General features: G+C 67.7%; 15 protein-coding genes and 1 pseudogene. 12 read left to right on the top strand and 4 right to left on the bottom strand.

Translation table 11 applies throughout. The features are described 5' to 3' along the window. Positions 1 to 4: 4 nt before the first annotated feature. A complete protein-coding gene (locus INQ42_RS05345; protein ID WP_194035461.1) occupies positions 5 to 1,927 on the bottom strand; it encodes a cytochrome c/FTR1 family iron permease in 1,923 nt (640 codons plus the stop codon). 124 nt (positions 1,928 to 2,051) lie between these two features. Between INQ42_RS05345 and INQ42_RS05340 the strand changes: the two genes are divergently transcribed. The 6 genes from INQ42_RS05340 to efpL all read left to right on the top strand — a co-directional run bounded on the left by INQ42_RS05340 (position 2,052) and on the right by efpL (position 7,525). Then, positions 2,052 to 2,834: an enoyl-CoA hydratase/isomerase family protein gene (locus INQ42_RS05340; RefSeq protein WP_194035460.1), complete on the top strand. Its 783-nt coding sequence runs from the start codon at positions 2,052 to 2,054 to the stop codon at positions 2,832 to 2,834. A 40-nt stretch (positions 2,835 to 2,874) separates the two neighbouring features. Further along, positions 2,875 to 4,878 carry an acetyl/propionyl/methylcrotonyl-CoA carboxylase subunit alpha gene (locus INQ42_RS05335; protein WP_194035459.1) on the top strand — a complete coding sequence of 668 codons (2,004 nt, stop codon included), beginning with the start codon at positions 2,875 to 2,877 and terminating at the stop codon, positions 4,876 to 4,878. Beyond that, positions 4,875 to 5,762, top strand: coding sequence for a hydroxymethylglutaryl-CoA lyase (locus tag INQ42_RS05330; RefSeq protein ID WP_194035458.1), 888 nt, complete (start codon positions 4,875 to 4,877; stop codon positions 5,760 to 5,762). Before INQ42_RS05335 ends, INQ42_RS05330 begins: the two co-directional genes overlap by 4 nt. A gap of 136 nt (positions 5,763 to 5,898) precedes the next feature. Further along, a complete protein-coding gene (locus INQ42_RS05325; RefSeq protein WP_194035457.1) occupies positions 5,899 to 6,669 on the top strand; it encodes an SDR family NAD(P)-dependent oxidoreductase in 771 nt (256 codons plus the stop codon). Next, complete coding sequence (locus tag INQ42_RS05320) at positions 6,669 to 6,962, top strand: hypothetical protein (protein WP_194035456.1); 294 nt, start codon at positions 6,669 to 6,671, stop codon at positions 6,960 to 6,962. Before INQ42_RS05325 ends, INQ42_RS05320 begins: the two co-directional genes overlap by 1 nt. Beyond that, positions 6,959 to 7,525, top strand: coding sequence for an elongation factor P-like protein EfpL (efpL, locus tag INQ42_RS05315; RefSeq protein ID WP_194035455.1), 567 nt, complete (start codon positions 6,959 to 6,961; stop codon positions 7,523 to 7,525). The genes INQ42_RS05320 and efpL overlap by 4 nt, the downstream gene beginning before the upstream one ends. A gap of 106 nt (positions 7,526 to 7,631) precedes the next feature. Here efpL and INQ42_RS05310 read toward each other — a convergent pair whose 3' ends face one another. From INQ42_RS05310 to INQ42_RS05300, 3 genes and pseudogenes are all read right to left on the bottom strand, one after another. Then, positions 7,632 to 9,548, bottom strand: coding sequence for a DUF7844 domain-containing protein (locus INQ42_RS05310; protein WP_194035454.1), 1,917 nt, complete (start codon positions 9,546 to 9,548; stop codon positions 7,632 to 7,634). A 102-nt stretch (positions 9,549 to 9,650) separates the two neighbouring features. Next, positions 9,651 to 9,971, bottom strand: coding sequence for a DUF2388 domain-containing protein (locus INQ42_RS05305; RefSeq protein ID WP_194035453.1), 321 nt, complete (start codon positions 9,969 to 9,971; stop codon positions 9,651 to 9,653). Positions 9,972 to 10,061: 90 nt separating this feature from the next. Continuing rightward, a pseudogene (locus tag INQ42_RS05300) lies at positions 10,062 to 11,461 on the bottom strand (FAD-binding oxidoreductase). A 128-nt stretch (positions 11,462 to 11,589) separates the two neighbouring features. On the opposite strand from INQ42_RS05300, the gene serA reads away from it, so the two are divergent. From serA to mtnC, 6 genes are all read left to right on the top strand, one after another. After that, positions 11,590 to 12,828 (top strand): phosphoglycerate dehydrogenase, encoded by a 1,239-nt coding sequence (gene serA / locus INQ42_RS05295; RefSeq protein ID WP_228064443.1) that lies wholly within the window; start codon positions 11,590 to 11,592, stop codon positions 12,826 to 12,828. Between the two features lie 180 nt (positions 12,829 to 13,008). Next, positions 13,009 to 14,493 carry a Na+/H+ antiporter NhaC gene (gene nhaC, locus INQ42_RS05290; RefSeq protein ID WP_194035451.1) on the top strand — a complete coding sequence of 495 codons (1,485 nt, stop codon included), beginning with the start codon at positions 13,009 to 13,011 and terminating at the stop codon, positions 14,491 to 14,493. A 26-nt stretch (positions 14,494 to 14,519) separates the two neighbouring features. Beyond that, a complete protein-coding gene (locus INQ42_RS05285) occupies positions 14,520 to 15,872 on the top strand; it encodes a sodium-dependent transporter (protein ID WP_194035450.1) in 1,353 nt (450 codons plus the stop codon). Positions 15,873 to 15,924: 52 nt separating this feature from the next. Continuing rightward, a complete protein-coding gene (locus tag INQ42_RS05280) occupies positions 15,925 to 16,560 on the top strand; it encodes a methylthioribulose 1-phosphate dehydratase (protein WP_194035449.1) in 636 nt (211 codons plus the stop codon). After that, a complete protein-coding gene (locus INQ42_RS05275; RefSeq protein ID WP_194035448.1) occupies positions 16,557 to 17,114 on the top strand; it encodes a 1,2-dihydroxy-3-keto-5-methylthiopentene dioxygenase in 558 nt (185 codons plus the stop codon). The genes INQ42_RS05280 and INQ42_RS05275 overlap by 4 nt, the downstream gene beginning before the upstream one ends. Further along, complete coding sequence (gene mtnC / locus INQ42_RS05270; protein ID WP_194035447.1) at positions 17,111 to 17,818, top strand: acireductone synthase; 708 nt, start codon at positions 17,111 to 17,113, stop codon at positions 17,816 to 17,818. The genes INQ42_RS05275 and mtnC overlap by 4 nt, the downstream gene beginning before the upstream one ends. Positions 17,819 to 17,835 lie beyond the last annotated feature (17 nt).

Below are 17,835 nucleotides of genomic sequence, written 5' to 3'. Positions count from 1 at the left end.
GTAATCACGCGGCGCTGGGCACCGCGGAGCGCCGGTTGAACCAGAACCCCGCCACCAGTACCGCCAGCGTCACCAGTTGCGCCAGCACGCTCTGCAGGGTCGGGTAGATACCCAGCAGCGCGACGCGCGGGATCGAGAGCGTTGATACCGACACCCAGCCCGCTTCCTGCAGGGCGGCGATGCCCTTGCCGGCGAGTACCACGGCCACGACCGCGATCAGGATCGAGCTGATCGAGAAGAACTGACCGATCGGCAGGCGCTGGCTGAAGCGCAGCATGGCCACGGCGATCACCACCAGCACGGCCGCACCCAGCCCGCCGCCGGCCAGGACCGCCATGCCGTTGCCCTGGCTCCACAGCGCGATGTAGAACAGCACCGTCTCGAAGACCTCGCGGTAGACCACGACGAACGAGAGCACAAACAGGAACCACGCCGAACGTTTGGACAGCGCGTGCGAGAGCTTGTCGTTGATGTAGCGCTGCCACGCGCCGGCCTGACTCTTGCCGTGCATCCAGATGCCGACAAACAGCAGCACGACCGCGGCAAACAGCGCGGCGAAGCCTTCCGTCAGCTCACGACTGGCCCCGCTGATGCTGACCACATAGGTCGCCACGAACCAGGTCACGCCGCCGGCAACGAGGGCGCTGATCCAGCCGCCATGCACATAGGACATGACCTCGGTCCGGTTGGCCTTGCGCAGGAACGCGACCATCGCAATCAGGATCAGCAGCGCCTCAAGGCCTTCGCGCACCAGAATGGTGAAAGCGCCGACGAATGCCGACGCGTTGTTGGCCATTTCCGGTTCGAGTGCGTGCTCGGCTTCGGCGAAGAGACTGTCGACGACCTGCACCTGCTCCTCGACCGCCTCCACGCTGGCCGAAGAACCGATGCGCGAGCGCAACTCGGCCATGGCCGCCTCGATCCGCCCCATCAAGGCACTGTCGCGCGCGGCCAGCAGCGGTTCGATCGGCTCAAAGCCGTCCAGGTACGCGGACAGGGCGAGGTCACGGGCCCTGGGCTGATCGCCGGCGGCATAAGCGGCGACGCTTTCGGCCAGACGGCTGCGGGCAAACGCGAGCTGGCCCTCGGCAACGACCGGCGCCTCCACCGCTTCGGGATGGCGGCGCAGGTAGGCGGTGATGGCCTGGGCGGTCTCCTCACCCACGTCCTGCGCGAGCGCCGCCGGGGTGACCTGGGTCAGCGCCGCCAGGTCCGGGATCGACGCGCGCAACGAGGCGTCCTCGTTCCACAGCTTTTCGCCGGCGGCGGCCTGCGATTCGGGGTAGGCGAACTGGCCGATGTAGAACGACAGCGCCCAGCGCTCATCCGCAGGCAGGTGCGCGTAGCTGACCATGCTGGTGCCTTCCAGGCCCTGCTCGATCACCTGGTGGAGCGCGAATACGCTGCGCTCGCGCGCACGGCCACGGTCGGTGAAGTCGATCGCGGGGGGATCCAGGCCCACGCTGGCGGGACCGTCGCCGCCGCCGGTGTCGCCGTGGCAACTGGCACATTGCTGCTGGTACAGGCCCGCCGCGACCGCCATGTCAGGCGGAGCGTTCGGAGCAAGCGGGACCGGGTAGGCCGCAATGAGGTCGCTGGCGAGCCCTCGCGACAGCTTGGCGACAGCCTCGGGCGATTCGTGGGCCGCGACGGCCGCCTGCAGGCGTTTCGCCTCCTCCAGCAGCCGTGGCTGCGCGGCCGTGGCATCAAGAGACTGGATCCGCTCGTGCGCGGATGCGGAGAACTCCACCATCTCCTGGAACTCCGCCGGATCGACGACCTCCCCATCCGCCACGGCCTCTGCATAGTCCACGGCGATGTAGTCCAGCAATCGCCAAGCCGTCTGCACATCCGCCGTGGACGCGCGGACTTGAAGCGACAGGCACAGCAGCACGGAGACAAGCAGGCAACGCAGGACAGTGGGCATCGGGCGGCAACGCGTGACGGGCAAACACAGATTCTACTGCAGAAATGAGAACCGGTCGCATCTGTGATCACGTCCCGAAGGCGCGGCAGCTATCATTGACGGCTTCCCGAACACGCGAATCCCGATGACCAATCCGCTGCTGAATGTTCGCCAGGGCCCGGTGGCCCGCCTGCGCATGAATCGCCCGGACGTCCACAACGCGTTCCACGCGATGCTGATTGCCGCGCTCACCGGCGCGCTGGATGCGCTGGCCGACGATGACAGCGTCCGGGTGGTGGTGCTGGAGGGCGCGGGCGCCTCGTTTTCCGCCGGCGCCGACCTCAACTGGATGCGTGGGATGGCGGCGGCGAGCGAGGCGGAGAACCGCGAGGATTCCCTGGCCCTGGCGCGCCTGATGCGGACCCTGAACGAGTTGCCCAAGCCGACCATTGCCCGGGTCCAGGGCGCCGCGTTCGGCGGCGGCGTCGGGCTGGTCGCGTGCTGCGACATCGCCATCGGCAGCGATGATGCGAAGTTCGGCCTCACCGAAAGCAAGCTGGGCCTGCTGCCGGCGGTGATCTCGCCCTACGTGATCGAGGCGATCGGCGCCCGCCAGGCGCGGCGCTGGTTTGCCTCGGCCGAGATTTTCGGTGCCGAACAGGCACGGCGCATGGGACTGCTGCACGAAACGGTCGCTGCCGATGAGCTCGACGCCGCGGTGGATCGACAGGTCGCGTTGCTGCTGAAGGCCGGCCCGATTGCGTCGGCGCAGGCCAAGTCGCTGGTGCGCCAGGTCGCGTCGCACACCGACCGCGCCGCCCACGACTCCGACAACGCCGACCTGATCGCCCGCCTGCGGGTATCGCCGGAGGGCCAGGAAGGGCTCACCGCTTTCCTGGACAAGCGCAAGCCGGCGTGGTGCCAGTGAGCGCCTCGACCCACCTGACAGCCGCCCCACGAGGCCCGCCATGTTCACCAAGATCCTGATCGCCAACCGCGGCGAAATCGCCTGCCGGGTCATCCGCACCTGCCGCCAGCTGGGCATCCGCACGGTGGCGGTGTACTCGACGGCCGATGCCGACGCGCAGCACGTTCGCCAGGCCGACGAGGCCTATTGCATCGGCGGTCCGACGCCACCGGAGAGCTACCTGCGCGGCGAGGCGATCATCGAGGTGGCCACGCGCACCGGCGCCCAGGCGATCCACCCGGGCTACGGGTTCCTGTCGGAGAACGTCGACTTCGCCGACGCCGTCGAGTCCGCGGGCATCGCCTTCATCGGCCCCAAGGCGGCGTCGATGCGCAAGATGGGCAGCAAGGCCGGCGCCAAGGACCTCATGGCCGCCGCCGGTGTGCCGGTGGTGCCGGGCTACACCGGCGAGGATCAGGATCCAGCCCATCTGCACGCCGAAGCGGACCGGATCGGCTACCCGCTGATGATCAAGGCGGCCCACGGCGGCGGCGGCAAGGGCATGCGGATCGTGCGCGAGTCCGGCGAGTTCGCGGCCAACCTGGCGTCCTGCCAGCGCGAGGCGAAGAACGCGTTCGGGCGCGACCGCGTGTTGCTGGAGCGCTACGTCGAGAAGCCGCGGCATATCGAGATCCAGGTGTTCGGCGACGACGCCGGCAACGCCATCCACCTCAACGAGCGCGAGTGCTCGGCCCAGCGCCGCTACCAGAAGGTGATGGAGGAATCGCCCTCACCGTTCCTGACCCCGCAGCTGCGCCAGGAGATGGGCGCGGCCGCCGTGCTCGCGGCGAAGGCCATCAACTACGTCAACGCCGGCACGGTCGAGTTCATCGTCGGCCAGGACGGCCGTTTCTACTTCATGGAGATCAACACCCGCCTGCAGGTCGAGCATCCGGTCACCGAGATGATCACCGGCCTGGACCTGGTCGCGTGGCAGCTGCAGGTGGCCGCGGGTATGCCCCTGCCGCTCGCCCAGGTCGACATCGGTCGCAACGGGCACGCGATCGAGGTGCGCCTGTACGCGGAGGATCCGGAAGCCGGCTTCCTGCCGGGCTCCGGCCGCCTGGAGCGCCTGCGCCTGCCCTCACCCGATGCGCACGTGCGGGTGGACTCGGGCGTGGTCGAGGGCGATACGGTGACGATCTTCTACGACCCGATGATCGCCAAGCTGATCGTCCATGACAGCGACCGCACCCGCGCCCTCGCCCGCATGCGTGACGCCCTGTCGCGCTGCGAGATCACCGGGCCGAAATCCAACATCGCGTTCCTGGAGCGGCTGGTCCGCCATCCGGTCGTGGTCGAGGGTACGATCGACACCGGTTATCTGGACCGGCACTTGGACGAATTCCTGTCGCCGACCGGACCGGTGGATACCGATCTGTTGCTGGCCGCCGCCACTGCCCGCCTGCTCGCCCAGGAGGACGACAGCCGGCATCGCGCTGCGCAGTCCCCGGATCCGGGATCGCCGTGGGCGATTGCCGATGGCTGGCGGCTGGCCCACGGCAGCCAGCGCAGCATGGCGTTTGGTCATGGCGAGCAACGCATCGAAGTCCACGCCAGCGGCAGCAACGGCGAGTACCGCATCGAGCACGACGGCCAGAGCCATCAGGTCAGTGGCGCGCGCCGCAGCTGCAGCGCGTTGAGCCTGCGCATTGGCGATCGCGCGCGCCGTTTCGAGGTGCTGGACCAGGACGCCCACGTGGTGGTGCATGACGGCACCCGCCGCCTGCGCCTGCAGCCGATGGCGATGTACCAGCACGAGGCAACCGGCGCAGGCGCGGCGGCCGACAATGTCGTCGCCCCGATGCCGGGCCGCGTGGTCGTTGTGCGCGCGGCGGCTGGTGACGCCGTGACCGAGGGCCAGGAAGTGATGGTGATCGAGGCGATGAAGATGGAGCTGAGCCTGAAGGCGCCCCGCGACGGCACCGTCGCCGAGGTGCGCGCGGCGACGGGCGACTTCGTCGAAGCCGACGCCGTGCTGGTGGCACTGGAGTCGGCGCCATGAAGCCCGCGGTACGCATCGTCGAGGTCGGTGCGCGCGACGGGCTGCAGAACGAGAAGACGATCGTCGCGACCGCCGACAAGATCGCGCTGATCGACCGGCTGTCGGCGACCGGCCTGCAGAGCATCGAGGCGACCAGCTTCGTCAGCCCCAAATGGGTACCGCAGCTGGCCGACGCCGCCGAGGTGTTCGCCGGGATCACCCGCAAGCCTGGGGTCCACTATCCAGTGCTCGTGCCCAACGAGCGCGGCTACGAGCGCGCGCTGGCGGTGGGCGTGGAGGAGATCGCGGTATTCAGCGCGGCCTCCGAGGCGTTCAACCAGAAGAACATCAATGCTTCGATCGCCGAGTCGCTGGCCAGGTTCGAGCCGGTGATGGCGCGTGCGAAAGCCGATGGCATCAGGGTCCGCGGATACGTGTCCACGGTGCTGGGCTGCCCCTACCAGGGCGAGGTGCCGGTCGCCGAGGTGGTCCGCGTCGCCCGCGAGCTGCACCAGATGGGATGCTACGAGGTGTCCCTGGGCGACACGATCGGCATCGGCACGCCCGGCAAGGCGCGCGCGATGCTGCGTGCGGTCGCCAGCGAAGTGCCGATGGACGCTCTCGCGGTGCATTTCCACGACACCTACGGGCAGGCACTGGCCAATATCCTCGCGTGCCTGGAGGAAGGCGTCGGCGTGGTGGACTCGGCGGTGTCGGGCGTGGGCGGTTGTCCGTACGCCAAGGGTGCCAGCGGCAATGTCGCCAGCGAGGATGTCGTCTACATGCTGCAGGGACTGGGCGTCGAGACCGGCATCGACCTGGGGCTGCTGGCCGAAACGGGGCGGTGGCTGGCCACGCTGCTGGGGCGCGAGACCGGCAGCAAGGTTGGCCGTGCGCTGGCCTGACGGCGACATCACCGATTGATTGGGGCCGCCGGGGCACACGTCCAGCCGCACGAGCTGAGACCCCACCGCCTGCGCCGAGGCAAATGTCGGCGGACGAATGTCCTAGAATCAGGGTCTTTCGTCCGCAGGATCCCGCATGAAGCTCTCCGATACCCGCGCCATCATCACCGGCGGTGTCTCCGGCCTCGGCCTGGCCGTCGCCCGCCACCTGGTTGGCCAGGGCGCGAAGGTCGCGCTGTTTGACGTCAACGCCGACAAGGGCGCGGAGGCCGTCGCTGAATTGGGCGAGTCCAATGCGCGTTTCTTCGCCACCGATGTGTCCGACGAAGCGCTCGTGGTGGAAAACGTCGCCAATGCGCGCGACTTCCTGGGTGGCCTCAACGTCGCCGTCAACTGCGCCGGCATCCTGGGCGCCGGCCGCGTACTCGGTCGCGACGGGCCGATGCCGCTGTCACGCTTCCAGACCACGGTGATGGTCAACCTGGTCGGCAGCTTCAACGTCGCCAAGGCGGCCGCCGACGTGATGCAGAACAACGAGCCCGGTACCGACGGCGAGCGCGGCGTGATCGTCAACACCGCCTCCGTGGCGGCCTACGAGGGCCAGATCGGCCAGGCTGCCTACTCCGCCTCCAAGGGCGGCGTGGTCGGCATGACGCTGCCGATGGCGCGCGAGCTGTCGAGGTTCGGCATCCGCGTGATGACCATCGCCCCCGGCGTGTTCTGGACCCCGATGGTGGACGGCATGCCCGAGGCCGTGCAGGAATCGCTGGCCGCCACGATCCCGTTCCCCTCGCGCCTGGGCAAGCCGGAGGAGTTCGCCGACCTGGTCGCCTACATCCTCGGCAACACCTACCTCAATGGTGAGACCATCCGCCTGGATGGGGCGACGCGCCTGGCGCCCAAGTGATGCCCGGCGGCCGGCGCACGTCCCGGCTGGCGCGGCGCTGGCCGGCCATCCGTGCACGCGGCATGCGCCGGTTCGTGGTGGTGCGTGGCCTGCTGGTCTGGGGCGGCGGCATGTTCGCGCTGATGGCCGTGCTGATGTGGTCGAAATTCGGCTTCGGCAACCCCCGCTTTGAACTGTTGATCGGCGTCGCCGCGGTGCTGTGCGCGTTTGGCGGCACGGCCTGGGCAGCGATCACCTGGATCCTCAACGAGCGCATCTACCGTGCGCTTCCACCTGCAGAAGAACAAGAATGAAAGCCTACGACGTCAAGAAAGGAAACGTGGTCGAGCACAACGGCACCGTCTACCAGGTGCGCGACATCGAGCGCAGCGCTGCGCAGGGCCGCGGCGGCAACGTCAAGTTCCGCTTCACCATGTACTCGGTGCCCGGCGGCACCAAGTTCGACCTGAGCCTGGGCGGCGACGACGAGCTCAGGGAAGTCGAGCTCAGCCGGCGCCAGGTCACCTACTCCTACAAGGACGGCGACGCGTTCGTGTTCCTGGACGACGAGGACTACACGCCCTACACGCTGGACGCGGCGACGGTCGGCGACGACGCCGGCTACATCGTCGACGACCTGTCGGGTTGCTACGTGCAGATCATCGACGACCTGCCGGTCGGGCTGCAGTTGCCGGCGAGCGTGGCGATGGAAGTCATCGAGACGCCGCCCGAGCTCAAGGGCGGCACGGCGACCAAGCGGCCCAAGCCGGCGCGCCTGTCGACCGGCCTGGAGATCATGGTTCCCGAGTACATCGCCACCGGCGAGCGGGTCCTGGTCAGCACCAGCAGCGGCGAGTTTGCCGGCCGCGCGGACTGAGTGGACGCAACGAAATCGGCATCTGTCGGCGGCTGAGGCTGCGACTGCGGCTGTGACAGGTGACGGGTCGAGTCGGTCGCGTGGCAACGATGCCACGAGCTGCGGCTTACGGCAGTTCCAGCCCGCCGGCCTCGCGGTTGAGCCGACTCATCTGGGCGCGCAGCGACTGCAGGTTTTCTGCCGTCGCGGCGAGTTCGTCGCGCACGGCGGGATCCAGCAGCGCCTCCACCCCCGAGGTCAGTTGGTTGCCCAGTGCCGCCAGGCGCCGGGTTCGGGTGGCGGCGTCGGTTTGCAGTGCATCGATTTCCGCTGGCTGCGGCAGACCGTAGCCCGGCTTGCCGGCGAAGAGCATGGCCGGTCGACTGAGGAACCCGCTGTGAGCAAGGATCCGCCGCAGTGTGGCATCGACGTCCGCGAACGCGCCCGCCTCCGGGTCGCCGCGCGCATCCAGGAAACGGCGTTTCAACTCCTGCCGTGCCAACACCAGCTGCCGACGCCGCGCCGACTCTTCCAGCAACAGCAGCGCCGCCGTCGCGCGGGTGCCGGCTTGGTCAAAACGGGCGCGGCGGGCGGAAGCACCCAGCGCGAACCAGTCTTCCACCCTCGTTTGCGGCAGCGCCAGTTCGCCGCGCGCGATCTCGAACATCACCTGGTAACGCTCGCGCAGGGAGTCGAACCGATAACCGAGTCGGCGCGCTTCCGCGGCGTCCTCAAGCACGCCCGCATTGGCGATATCGGCTCGTTCGAGCTTGCGCAACAGACCCGTCGGCGTGATCGCATCAATGCGCGCCTGCGCCAGTCGCGGGACGCCATCGTGCAGCAGCTTGAACGTCTCCACCGCGCAGTTGTTGCTGATGAAGTAGTAGCGCCCGTCGTAACTCCAGTGCAGCCGGGCTGCACGCTCCAGCAGCGCGGCGATCTCGTCGCGCTCCAGTTGCAATGGAATGGACTGGAGTCCGCGCAGCTGGTCGCGCGTGTACTCGTCGACCACCTGCGCCAGCGGCAGCACGAACAGGCGCGAGGGATACGAACCCGTCAGGCCGCGCCAGCTGGACAGCTGCACGTCGTCGACAAAGGCACGGAACGACAGCACCACATGGTGATGCAGATCCAGCCGGCAGTCCGGCCCCGGCGGCCGCCCAGGCGCGCACACGACCAGGCGTAGCATGCTGTGGCCCCAGCGGCTCATCGGCTCGCTGTTGCCCTCGGCCAGCAGGTATTCGATCGAGGTCACCCGCGCCGGGTCCAGCGTCGCCAGCGCGGCGTCGTCGCCTGCGATATCGCCGTCGGCATCCACCGCGAGATAGGTGAAGCCCGGTGAGCAGTCCTCGTGCGGCGGTGCCCAGCCGAAGTGCATGCTGAAGTAGCGGTGCAGCCCCGGGCGGCGGCAGGCGTACTCCGGGTCCAGCAGGAAATATTCCAGGTTGACCGCGACGAACTCGCGCGGGCTGGTCAGCTCATACGGATCGGGCGTGCGGTCAACAAACGGGTTCTCCGACGCGCGGGCACGCGGCCGCTTGACCTTGACCTGCCAGCCGGCGAGATCGAGCAGACGGGGATCTGCGGAAAGCCCCGTGTGGCGGTCGTGGAAATGCGCCACCTCGTGCAGCAAGGTCGCCAGCATCTCGGTGCGTGCGCTCCGGGCTGCGCCAGGTGGATGAGCGACGCGGTTCTGCGACGCGCCCACCTGGTGGGACGAAGCGGCAAGTTCCGCCTCCAGCACTGGCAGCAGTCGCCGGTTGAGCAGCAGTGCCCGGGACCGCGCGCGGCCGGTGGTCGCATGCGGCAACCGGTCGCTCCATCCAACAGTAAGGGTCCGGTCTGTCTGCGCCAGCAGTGAGGGCGGCAAGCGGCTGCGCGCGTCGTCCAGTAGACCTTGGGTGGCGGCCACCTGCTGTGCGCTGAGGCCGTCGGCATCGAGTTCCAGCCGCAACCCGGCGTGGGCGGCGCCCCACGGGCACCACAATCCCGCCGCCAGCACCAAGCCGCACAGGCGCGGCACCCCACCGGCGATACGGTTCACACCAAGTGCCTCATCCGCGCCATGGATGCTTGGGGGGTGCAGAAACGCCTAAGACGCGAACACGCACCGCAGCCGCAAATTACAGGCACCCCAGGGCGCCGATCAGAACGCGAGGATCGCCTGCGCCAGCGCAAGGTCACTGGCACCGTCCGCCTGGGGCAGTTCGGCGCGCAGCAACGCCAGTGCCGCCTCCAGCTGGACGCCGCGGATCGCGCCGTCGCTGGCGACAAAGCTGGCGGCATCATCGCGGGCAGCCAGCACAACGCGGTCGTCGCTGAAGGACCCGCTGCTGGCCGACACCCCGTTGGACGTGCCCTTCACCGCGCCGCTGATCGCGTCGGAGGTCGTGGACGTGGCGGACGCAAACGCGCCGGCGGAGGCAGTGCAGAGCACCAGGACAGCGAGCAGGCGGAATCCGATCATTGGCGGAAGACTCGTGGCGGAAAAGACCGTTGCGCGCAGAGGGTACCGCTGCAGCGCACGATCCGCATGCCCGGCGCAGCGCAGGGCCACCTACGCCCCGGAGTGGCTGTCGAACAACTTGCCGGGATTCATGATTCCCGACGGGTCGAGCACCTGGCGGATGCCGCGCATTACTGCGATTTCCTCCGCGCTGCGGGTGCTCTCCAGCCACGGCTTCTTGACCAGTCCGATGCCGTGCTCGGCCGAAATGCTGCCGCCATGGCGCTGGAGGATGTCGGCCAGCGTGTCGGTGACCTCGCTGCAACGCGCGACAAACTCGGTCTCCCCCATGCCCTCGGGGTGAGCACGTTGATGTGCAGGTTGCCATCGCCGATATGGCCGAACCAGACGACTTCAAAACCCGGGTAGCCGGCCGTCAGCAGCGCTTGGGCCTCCGCCAGGAACGCCGGCATCGCCGAGACGCGCACCGAGACATCATTCTTGTAGGGACGGAACGCGGCCAGGCTTTCGGTGATGCCTTCGCGCAGGCGCCACAGCTGCGCGGCCTGCGCGTCGCTGCTGCTCAGCACGGCGTCGCTGACCAGGCCCGCCTCTGCGCAGGCTTCGAACGCGGCCAGCGCGGCGGCTTCCTGCGCTTCGTCGGCCGCCTCGAACTCGGCCACCACGTAATAGGGATGGACCTCGGCAAAAGGGGCCTGCGCGCCATGCGCGAGCACGTGCGCCAGCGCGCGGTCGGTAAAGAACTCGAACGCCTCCAGCGCGAGATGGCTGCGCAGTATCGCGAACACGTCCATCAGCGCCTCGAAGGACGGCAGCGCCAGCAACATCACGTTGGTCGGCGCGGGCAGCGCCGTCAGCCGCAGGGTGGCCTCGACCACGATCCCCAGCGTGCCTTCCGAGCCGATGAACAGATGGCGCAGGTCATAGCCGCTCGAGTTCTTGATCAATGAGCGGTTGAGCTCGAGCAGCTCGCCGGCGCCGGTCACCACCTTCAGGCCTGCGATCCACTCGCGCGTGTTGCCGTAACGAATCACCCGGATGCCGCCGGCATTGGTCGCGACGGTGCCGCCGATGGAGCACGAGCCGCGCGAGGCGAAGTCGACCGGGTAGGACAGGGCCTGCTCGCGCGCGGCGTTGTGCACCGCTTCCAGCGGGGTGCCGGCCTGCACCGTCAGCGTGCGGTCCACCGCGTCGAAGCCGAGCACCTTCGCCATGCGCTCCAGGCTCAGGACCAGCTCGCCATGCGCCGCCACGGCACCGCCGGACAGCCCGGTGCGCCCGCCCGAAGGCACGATCCCAACGCCTTCCCCACGCGCCCAGCGCACGATCGCCTGCACCTGCTGCGCGGATTCGGGAAACGCGATTGCGAGTGGTGCAGGAACCCAGCGCCGGGTCCAGTCGCGGCCGTAATGCTGCAGATCGGCGGGATCGGTTTTGAGCACCAGCCCGGGCACGGCGGCAAGCAGGGATGCGGTGACTGGAGAACTCATTGTGGCCAGGCCTTCAAGGACGTCCCATGCAGCGTGCCAGCAGCCCGTCGGCCACGTCCAGTGCTGCGTCGCAGCAAACGCACGCCGTTTCTGCGATATTCGGAGTCCACTTTCCCCCTGCAGCCGCCGTGACCAAGAAGACGTCCTACCCGAAAACCGACATCCGCGTCCTGTTGCTGGAGGGCGTCAGCCAGAACGCGGTGGAGCGGTTCCGCGAAGCCGGCTACTCGCAGATCGTGCAGCACGACAAGGCGCTGCCAGAAGACCAGCTCAAGCGCGAGATCGCCGAGGCGCACATCGTCGGCATCCGCTCGCGCACGCACCTGACGGCAGACGTGCTCGCCCACGCCCCGCGCCTGATCGCGATCGGCTGCTTCTGCATCGGCACCAGCCAGGTCGACCTTGAAGCCGCCGAACTGGCCGGCATCCCGGTGTTCAACGCGCCCTACTCCAACACCCGCAGCGTCGCCGAGCTGGTGATCGCCGAAACCATCATGCTGTTGCGCGGAATCCCGCAGAAGAATGCCGCCTGCCATCGCGGCGGCTGGATCAAGAGCGCCACCGGCAGCCACGAGGCGCGCGGCAAGACCATCGGCATCGTCGGCTACGGCCACATCGGTACCCAGGTCGGCGTGATCGCCGAGGCCTTGGGCATGCACGTGCTGTTCCATGACATCGAGGACAAGTTGACGCTGGGCAACGCGCACCCCGCCGCAAGTCTGGAGGACCTGCTGGAACGCAGCGACGTGGTCACGCTGCACGTGCCCGAGACGCCGGCCACGCGCAACATGATCGGCGCCGGACAGATCGCACGGATGCGTCCGGGCGCGCACCTCATCAACGCCGCACGCGGCACCGTGGTCGACGTGGACGCACTCGCCGCCGCGCTCCGGGACGGTCGGCTTGGCGGCGCAGCGGTCGACGTATTCCCGGTCGAGCCGGGCAGCAACCAGGACCTCTTCAGCAGCCCGCTGGTGGGCATCGACAACGTGATCCTGACCCCGCACGTCGGTGGCAGCACGCTGGAGGCGCAGGACAACATCGGCCTGGAGGTAGCGGCAAAACTGGTCCGCTACAGCGACAACGGCACCACCCTGTCGGCGGTGAACTTCCCCGAAGTCACCCTGCCCGGGCACGAGGGCAGCCTGCGGTTGCTACATATCCACCGCAACGTACCTGGCGTACTGTCGCGGATCAACGAGATCTTCTCCCAGCTCGGCCTCAACATCGACGGCCAGTACCTGCGCACCAACCCCGAGGTCGGCTACGTCGTGATCGATGTGAGCGCGACGGGCGCGCAGGGCGACGAGCTGAAGAGCCTGTTGAAGGCGATTCCGGGCACGCTGCGCACCCGCATTCTCTACTGAGCACGCGCATGTCCCGGCCAGCGCGCGCGCGGCTTGCCGCCCGTTTCACCACTGGGGTAAGGTGATCCGCCACTGGCCCGCATGCTGCTCGCGCGACGTGACAGAACGCAGCCACCGTCGCCACTGAACAGTCGTTGGGGAATCCATGTCAAAGACTCGCTTGTTGATCAGGTCGGCTGCATGAGCCCACGACCGGTTCGCCAGCCATCGCTGTTCCAGGCGCTGTTGCCGCTACTGTGTCTTGCCATCGCGCTGGCGACCGGCGTCTACCTGTTTTCCGACAATGCCTCCTCGGGAGCCAACCAGGTATCGCTGATGCTGGCGGGCGGTGTCGCGGCGATCATCGGCATCCGCAACGGTCTGAAGTGGGACGACATCCAGGAAGGCATGGTCCACGGCATCTCGCTGGCGATCGGACCGATCTTCATCCTGCTGGCGGTGGGCGCGCTCATCGGCACCTGGATCCTCAGCGGCACCGTGCCGACGATGATCGTCTACGGGCTCAAGCTGCTCCATCCGTCCTATTTCTATCCCGCTGCATGCCTGATCTGCGCCATCGTCGGACTGGTGATCGGCAGCTCCTGGACCGTCGCCGGGACACTGGGCGTAGCGCTGATCGGTGTTGCCCAGGGCCTGGACATGTCACCGGCGGTGACGGCCGGGGCGGTGATCTCCGGCGGCTATTTCGGTGACAAGATCTCGCCGCTGTCGGACACCACCAACATCGCGCCCGCCGCGGCCGGCAGCGAGTTGTTCTCGCACATCCGCCACATGCTGTGGACCACGGTACCGAGCATCGTCATCGCCCTGATCCTGTTCACCGTGATCGGCCTGGGCGAGGCCCGCGAGCTGGCGACCGACCAGGCCTTCGGCAACCTGCCGCAGGTACTGGGTCAGCAATACTCTCTCGGCGCGCACCTTTTGATACCGATGGTGGTGGTGTTCGCCCTGGCCATCACCGGCTTCCCGGCCTACCCGTCGATCCTGATCGGCGCACTGCTGGGCGCGGTGTTCGCGGTGGTCTTCCAGCCCGACGTGGTGCTCCAGCTGGCCGACAACGAGGCGCTGTCGCGGCCGATGGCGCTGCTGGCGGGAGCCTGGACGGCGATGTTCGACGGCTACCACGGCCAGACCGGCGTGGGCCCGGTGGATGACCTGCTCAGCCGTGGCGGCATGATCAGCATGCTCAACACCATCTGGCTGATCATCTGCGCGATGGGCTTTGGCGCCGTCATGGAGCGCGCCGGACTGCTTGAGCGGATGATCCGCAGCGTACTCAAGGCGGCCAGGTCGGCCGGCTCACTGATCGCCGCGACCCTGGCCACCGCCATCGGCGCGAACATCGTGGCCGCCGACCAGTACATGGCGATCGTGCTCACCGGGCGGCTGTTCGCGCCTGAATACAAGCGCCGCGGCCTCGCTCCCGTCAATCTGTCGCGCGCGCTGGAAGACGGCGGCACGATCACCTCGCCGCTGGTGCCGTGGAACACCTGCGGCGCCTACATGGCTGCCACGCTGGGCGTGGCGACCATGGATTACCTGCCCTACGCCTTCTTCAATCTCGTCGGTCCGCTGGTGGCGGTCGTCTCCGCCTACGCCGGCTTCAAGATCCTGATGCTGCCCCGCACCGCAAGCCCGGCGCCGGTTCCGTCACCGGCCCGCTGAACGCTACTCAACAAGGTACTGCTTGAATGGAAAAGACCTCGATCCACGGTATGTGGTCCTCGCGAACCGCGTTCATCCTCGCAGCGACCGGCTCGGCCGTCGGCCTTGGAAACATCTGGCGGTTCCCGTACCTGGCCTCCGACAACGGCGGCGGCGCGTTCGTGCTGGTGTATCTGATGTGCATCGCGTTGGTCGGCCTGCCGATCCTGATCGCGGAGATCCTGATCGGCCGCCACGGCCGTCGCAGCCCGATCACCACGCTGGTCGCGCTGACCAGGGAAACCGGGGCGGCCAGGGGCTGGATCAGCATCGGCTGGATCGGCATCGTCGCAGGCATCCTGATTTTGAGTTTCTACAGCGTGGTCGGCGGCTGGACGCTGCACTACAGCTGGCTGTACCTGATGCAGGCCTTTGGCGGTGCCCACATCACCGACCCGGCCGCGACCTTCTCCGAGCTGCTGGCCAACCCGTGGGAGCTGGCCGGCTGGCATGCCGTGTTCATGGGCCTGACGGTGGGCGTGGTCGGGCTGGGCGTGGAGAAGGGTCTGGAGCGCGCAGTGCGTTTCCTGATGCCCGCGCTGCTGCTGACCCTGCTGGCACTGGTCGCCTATGGCGCCACCACCGGCCATTTGGGCAAGGCGGCGAGCTTCCTGTTCGAGCCCGACTTCTCCAAGGTCAATGCCGGCATGATGATGTCGGCGATGGGCCAGGCGTTCTTCTCCCTCAGCCTTGGCATGTGCACGATGATGACCTACGGCGCCTACCTGCCCAAGGACATCTCCATCCCCAAGACCGGCGCCATCGTCGCCCTGGCGGACACCGCGATCGCCCTGCTTGCAGGCCTGGCCATCTTCCCGATCGTGATTGGTTTCGGCATCGATCCGCATGGCGGCGGCCCGGGACTGATCTTCACCTCGTTGCCGCTGGCCTTCGATGTGATGACGGGCGGCGTGATCTACGGCCTGATGTTCTTCGGCCTGCTGTTCGTGGCGGCGTGGACCTCGTCGATCTCGCTGCTGGAGCCTGCCACCGCGTTCCTGGTCGAGCGTCGAGGCGTGCCGCGCAAGCGCGGCTCGCTGATGGTCGCCGGGGTGTGCTGGCTGATCGGTCTGGCGACGGTGTTCTCGTTCAACATCTGGTCGCACGTGCGCATGCTCGATCGCGACCTGATGGGCCTGATCGAACTGCTCGCCAACGACATCATGCTGCCGCTGGGCGGCCTGCTGATCGCCCTGTTCGCGGGTTGGGCGCTGAAGGAGACGGTGCTGCGCGAGCAGCTTGCGGGCATCTCCCCTGCGGTGTTCACCACCTGGCGCTGGGTAGTGCGCATCGTGGCGCCGCTGTTGGTATTCATCGTGCTGCTGAACGTCGTGCTCTGACAGAACGTGGGCGCCAGGCGTGGCTCACACGGGCATCCGATAAACTGGCCGGATGAAGCCATACCCCTACGATCCGCAGCTGTTTGCCGCACGCGCCGACGAGCTGGCGCGCAACGTCCGCGATATAGCCTCGGCTGGCTGGACGCCGGCCACCAGCAGCAACTTCTCCCAGCGCCTGGACGCGCACCATGTCGCCATCACCGTGTCCGGCGGCGACAAGGGCGAGCTGACCGCCGACGGCATCATGGTGGTCGACCTGGAGGGCAACGCGGTGGCAACCGAGCGCCGCTCCTCGGCCGAGACCCTGCTGCATACCCGTCTGTACCGCCGCTTTGCCGAGGTCGGCTGCGTGTTGCATACGCACTCGCAGAACCAGACCGTCGCCTCGCGCCTCTACGCCCCTGCCGGCAAAGTGCGGCTGGAAGGCTATGAGATGCTCAAGGCCTTCCACGGCAACACCACCCACGAAGCCGCGATCGAGCTGCCGGTGCTGCCCAACAGCCAGCACATGCCCACCCTGGCCGACCAGGTGGACGCGCTGCTCGACCGCCAGACCATGTGGGGCTACCTGATCGATGGTCACGGCCTGTATGCCTGGGGGCGTGACATGGTGGAGGCGCGACGCCACCTGGAGGCGTTTGATTTCCTGCTGGGATGCGAACTGGAACTGAGGAAGCTGCAACGATGAGCCGTCTGCGTATTTTCACCGACCGCGACCCTGCGACTACGGTGTCCTCCACGAGCGACCACGCGGAGATTGCGCGCGAGCTGGCGGCCATCGGGGTGAGCTTCGAGCGTTGGGAAACCAGCGACAAGGTCAGCGGCGGCGATGCTCCCGAGAAGATCCTCGCCGCCTACAGGACCGATATCGACCGGCTCGTCGCCGAACACGGCTTCCAGAGCGTCGATGTCGCCAGCGTCGGCCCCGACAACCCCAAGCGCGCCGATATCCGCAAGACCTTCCTGGATGAGCACTTCCACAAGGAGGACGAGGTGCGTTTCTTCGTCGCCGGCTCGGGACTCTTCACCCTGCACGTGGACGACAGGGTCTACGAGGTGCTGTGCGAACAGGGCGACCTGATCTCCGTGCCCGACGGCACGCCGCACTGGTTCGACATGGGCGCGGAGCCGGACTTTGTCGCCATCCGCTTCTTCAAGCAGCCCGACGGCTGGATCGGTCATTTCACCGGCACCGACATCGCTGGCCGCTTTCCGCGTCACGAAGGGAGTCCGGCGAAGTGACCACGTCAAACCGGGTGGTCCTCACCGATATCGAGGGCACGACAAGCAGCATCTCCTTCGTCAAGGACGTGTTGTTTCCGTTTGCGCGTCGGGCCCTGCCCGCCTTCGTCAAGGTCCGCGGGCACGAGCCGGCGGTACGCAAGTGGCTGGACATGGTCGCCACCGAGCTGGGCGGCATGTGCCAGGACGCGATGATCGCCGAGGTGATGCAGGGCTGGATCGACGAGGACCGCAAGCACACCGCGCTGAAGGCCCTGCAGGGAATGATCTGGGCCGACGGTTACCGCAACGGCGACTTCACCGCGCACATCTACCCCGATGCGGCGCAGGCGCTGCAGCGCTGGCATGCGGAGGGCATTCCGTTGTACGTGTACTCGTCAGGCAGCGTGCCGGCGCAGAGGCTGTTTTTTGGCCACAGCGATGCGGGTGACCTGACCGGACTGTTCTCGGGCTGGTTTGACACCGAGATTGGCGGCAAGCGCGATTTCAGGAGCTACGACCGCATCGCATCCGAGCTCGACGTCCCGGCAGCGCATGTACTTTTCCTGTCCGACGTGGTGGCCGAGCTGGACGCCGCGCGCGAAGCGGGCATGGACACGGTCCTGATTGACCGCCGCGAGGACTATCCGGAGGCGCGCGACGCCGACGCTGCCAATGGGCATCGGCGGCTGGAATCCTTCGAGGGCATCGATCCGGCCGTTTGAGCCGAGCCGCCTGGCGC

Origin of the sequence: Lysobacter avium, from assembly GCF_015209745.1 — a bacterium.
GTDB lineage: Bacteria > Pseudomonadota > Gammaproteobacteria > Xanthomonadales > Xanthomonadaceae > Novilysobacter > Novilysobacter avium.
This window is presented reverse-complemented; position numbering and strand designations above follow the sequence as displayed.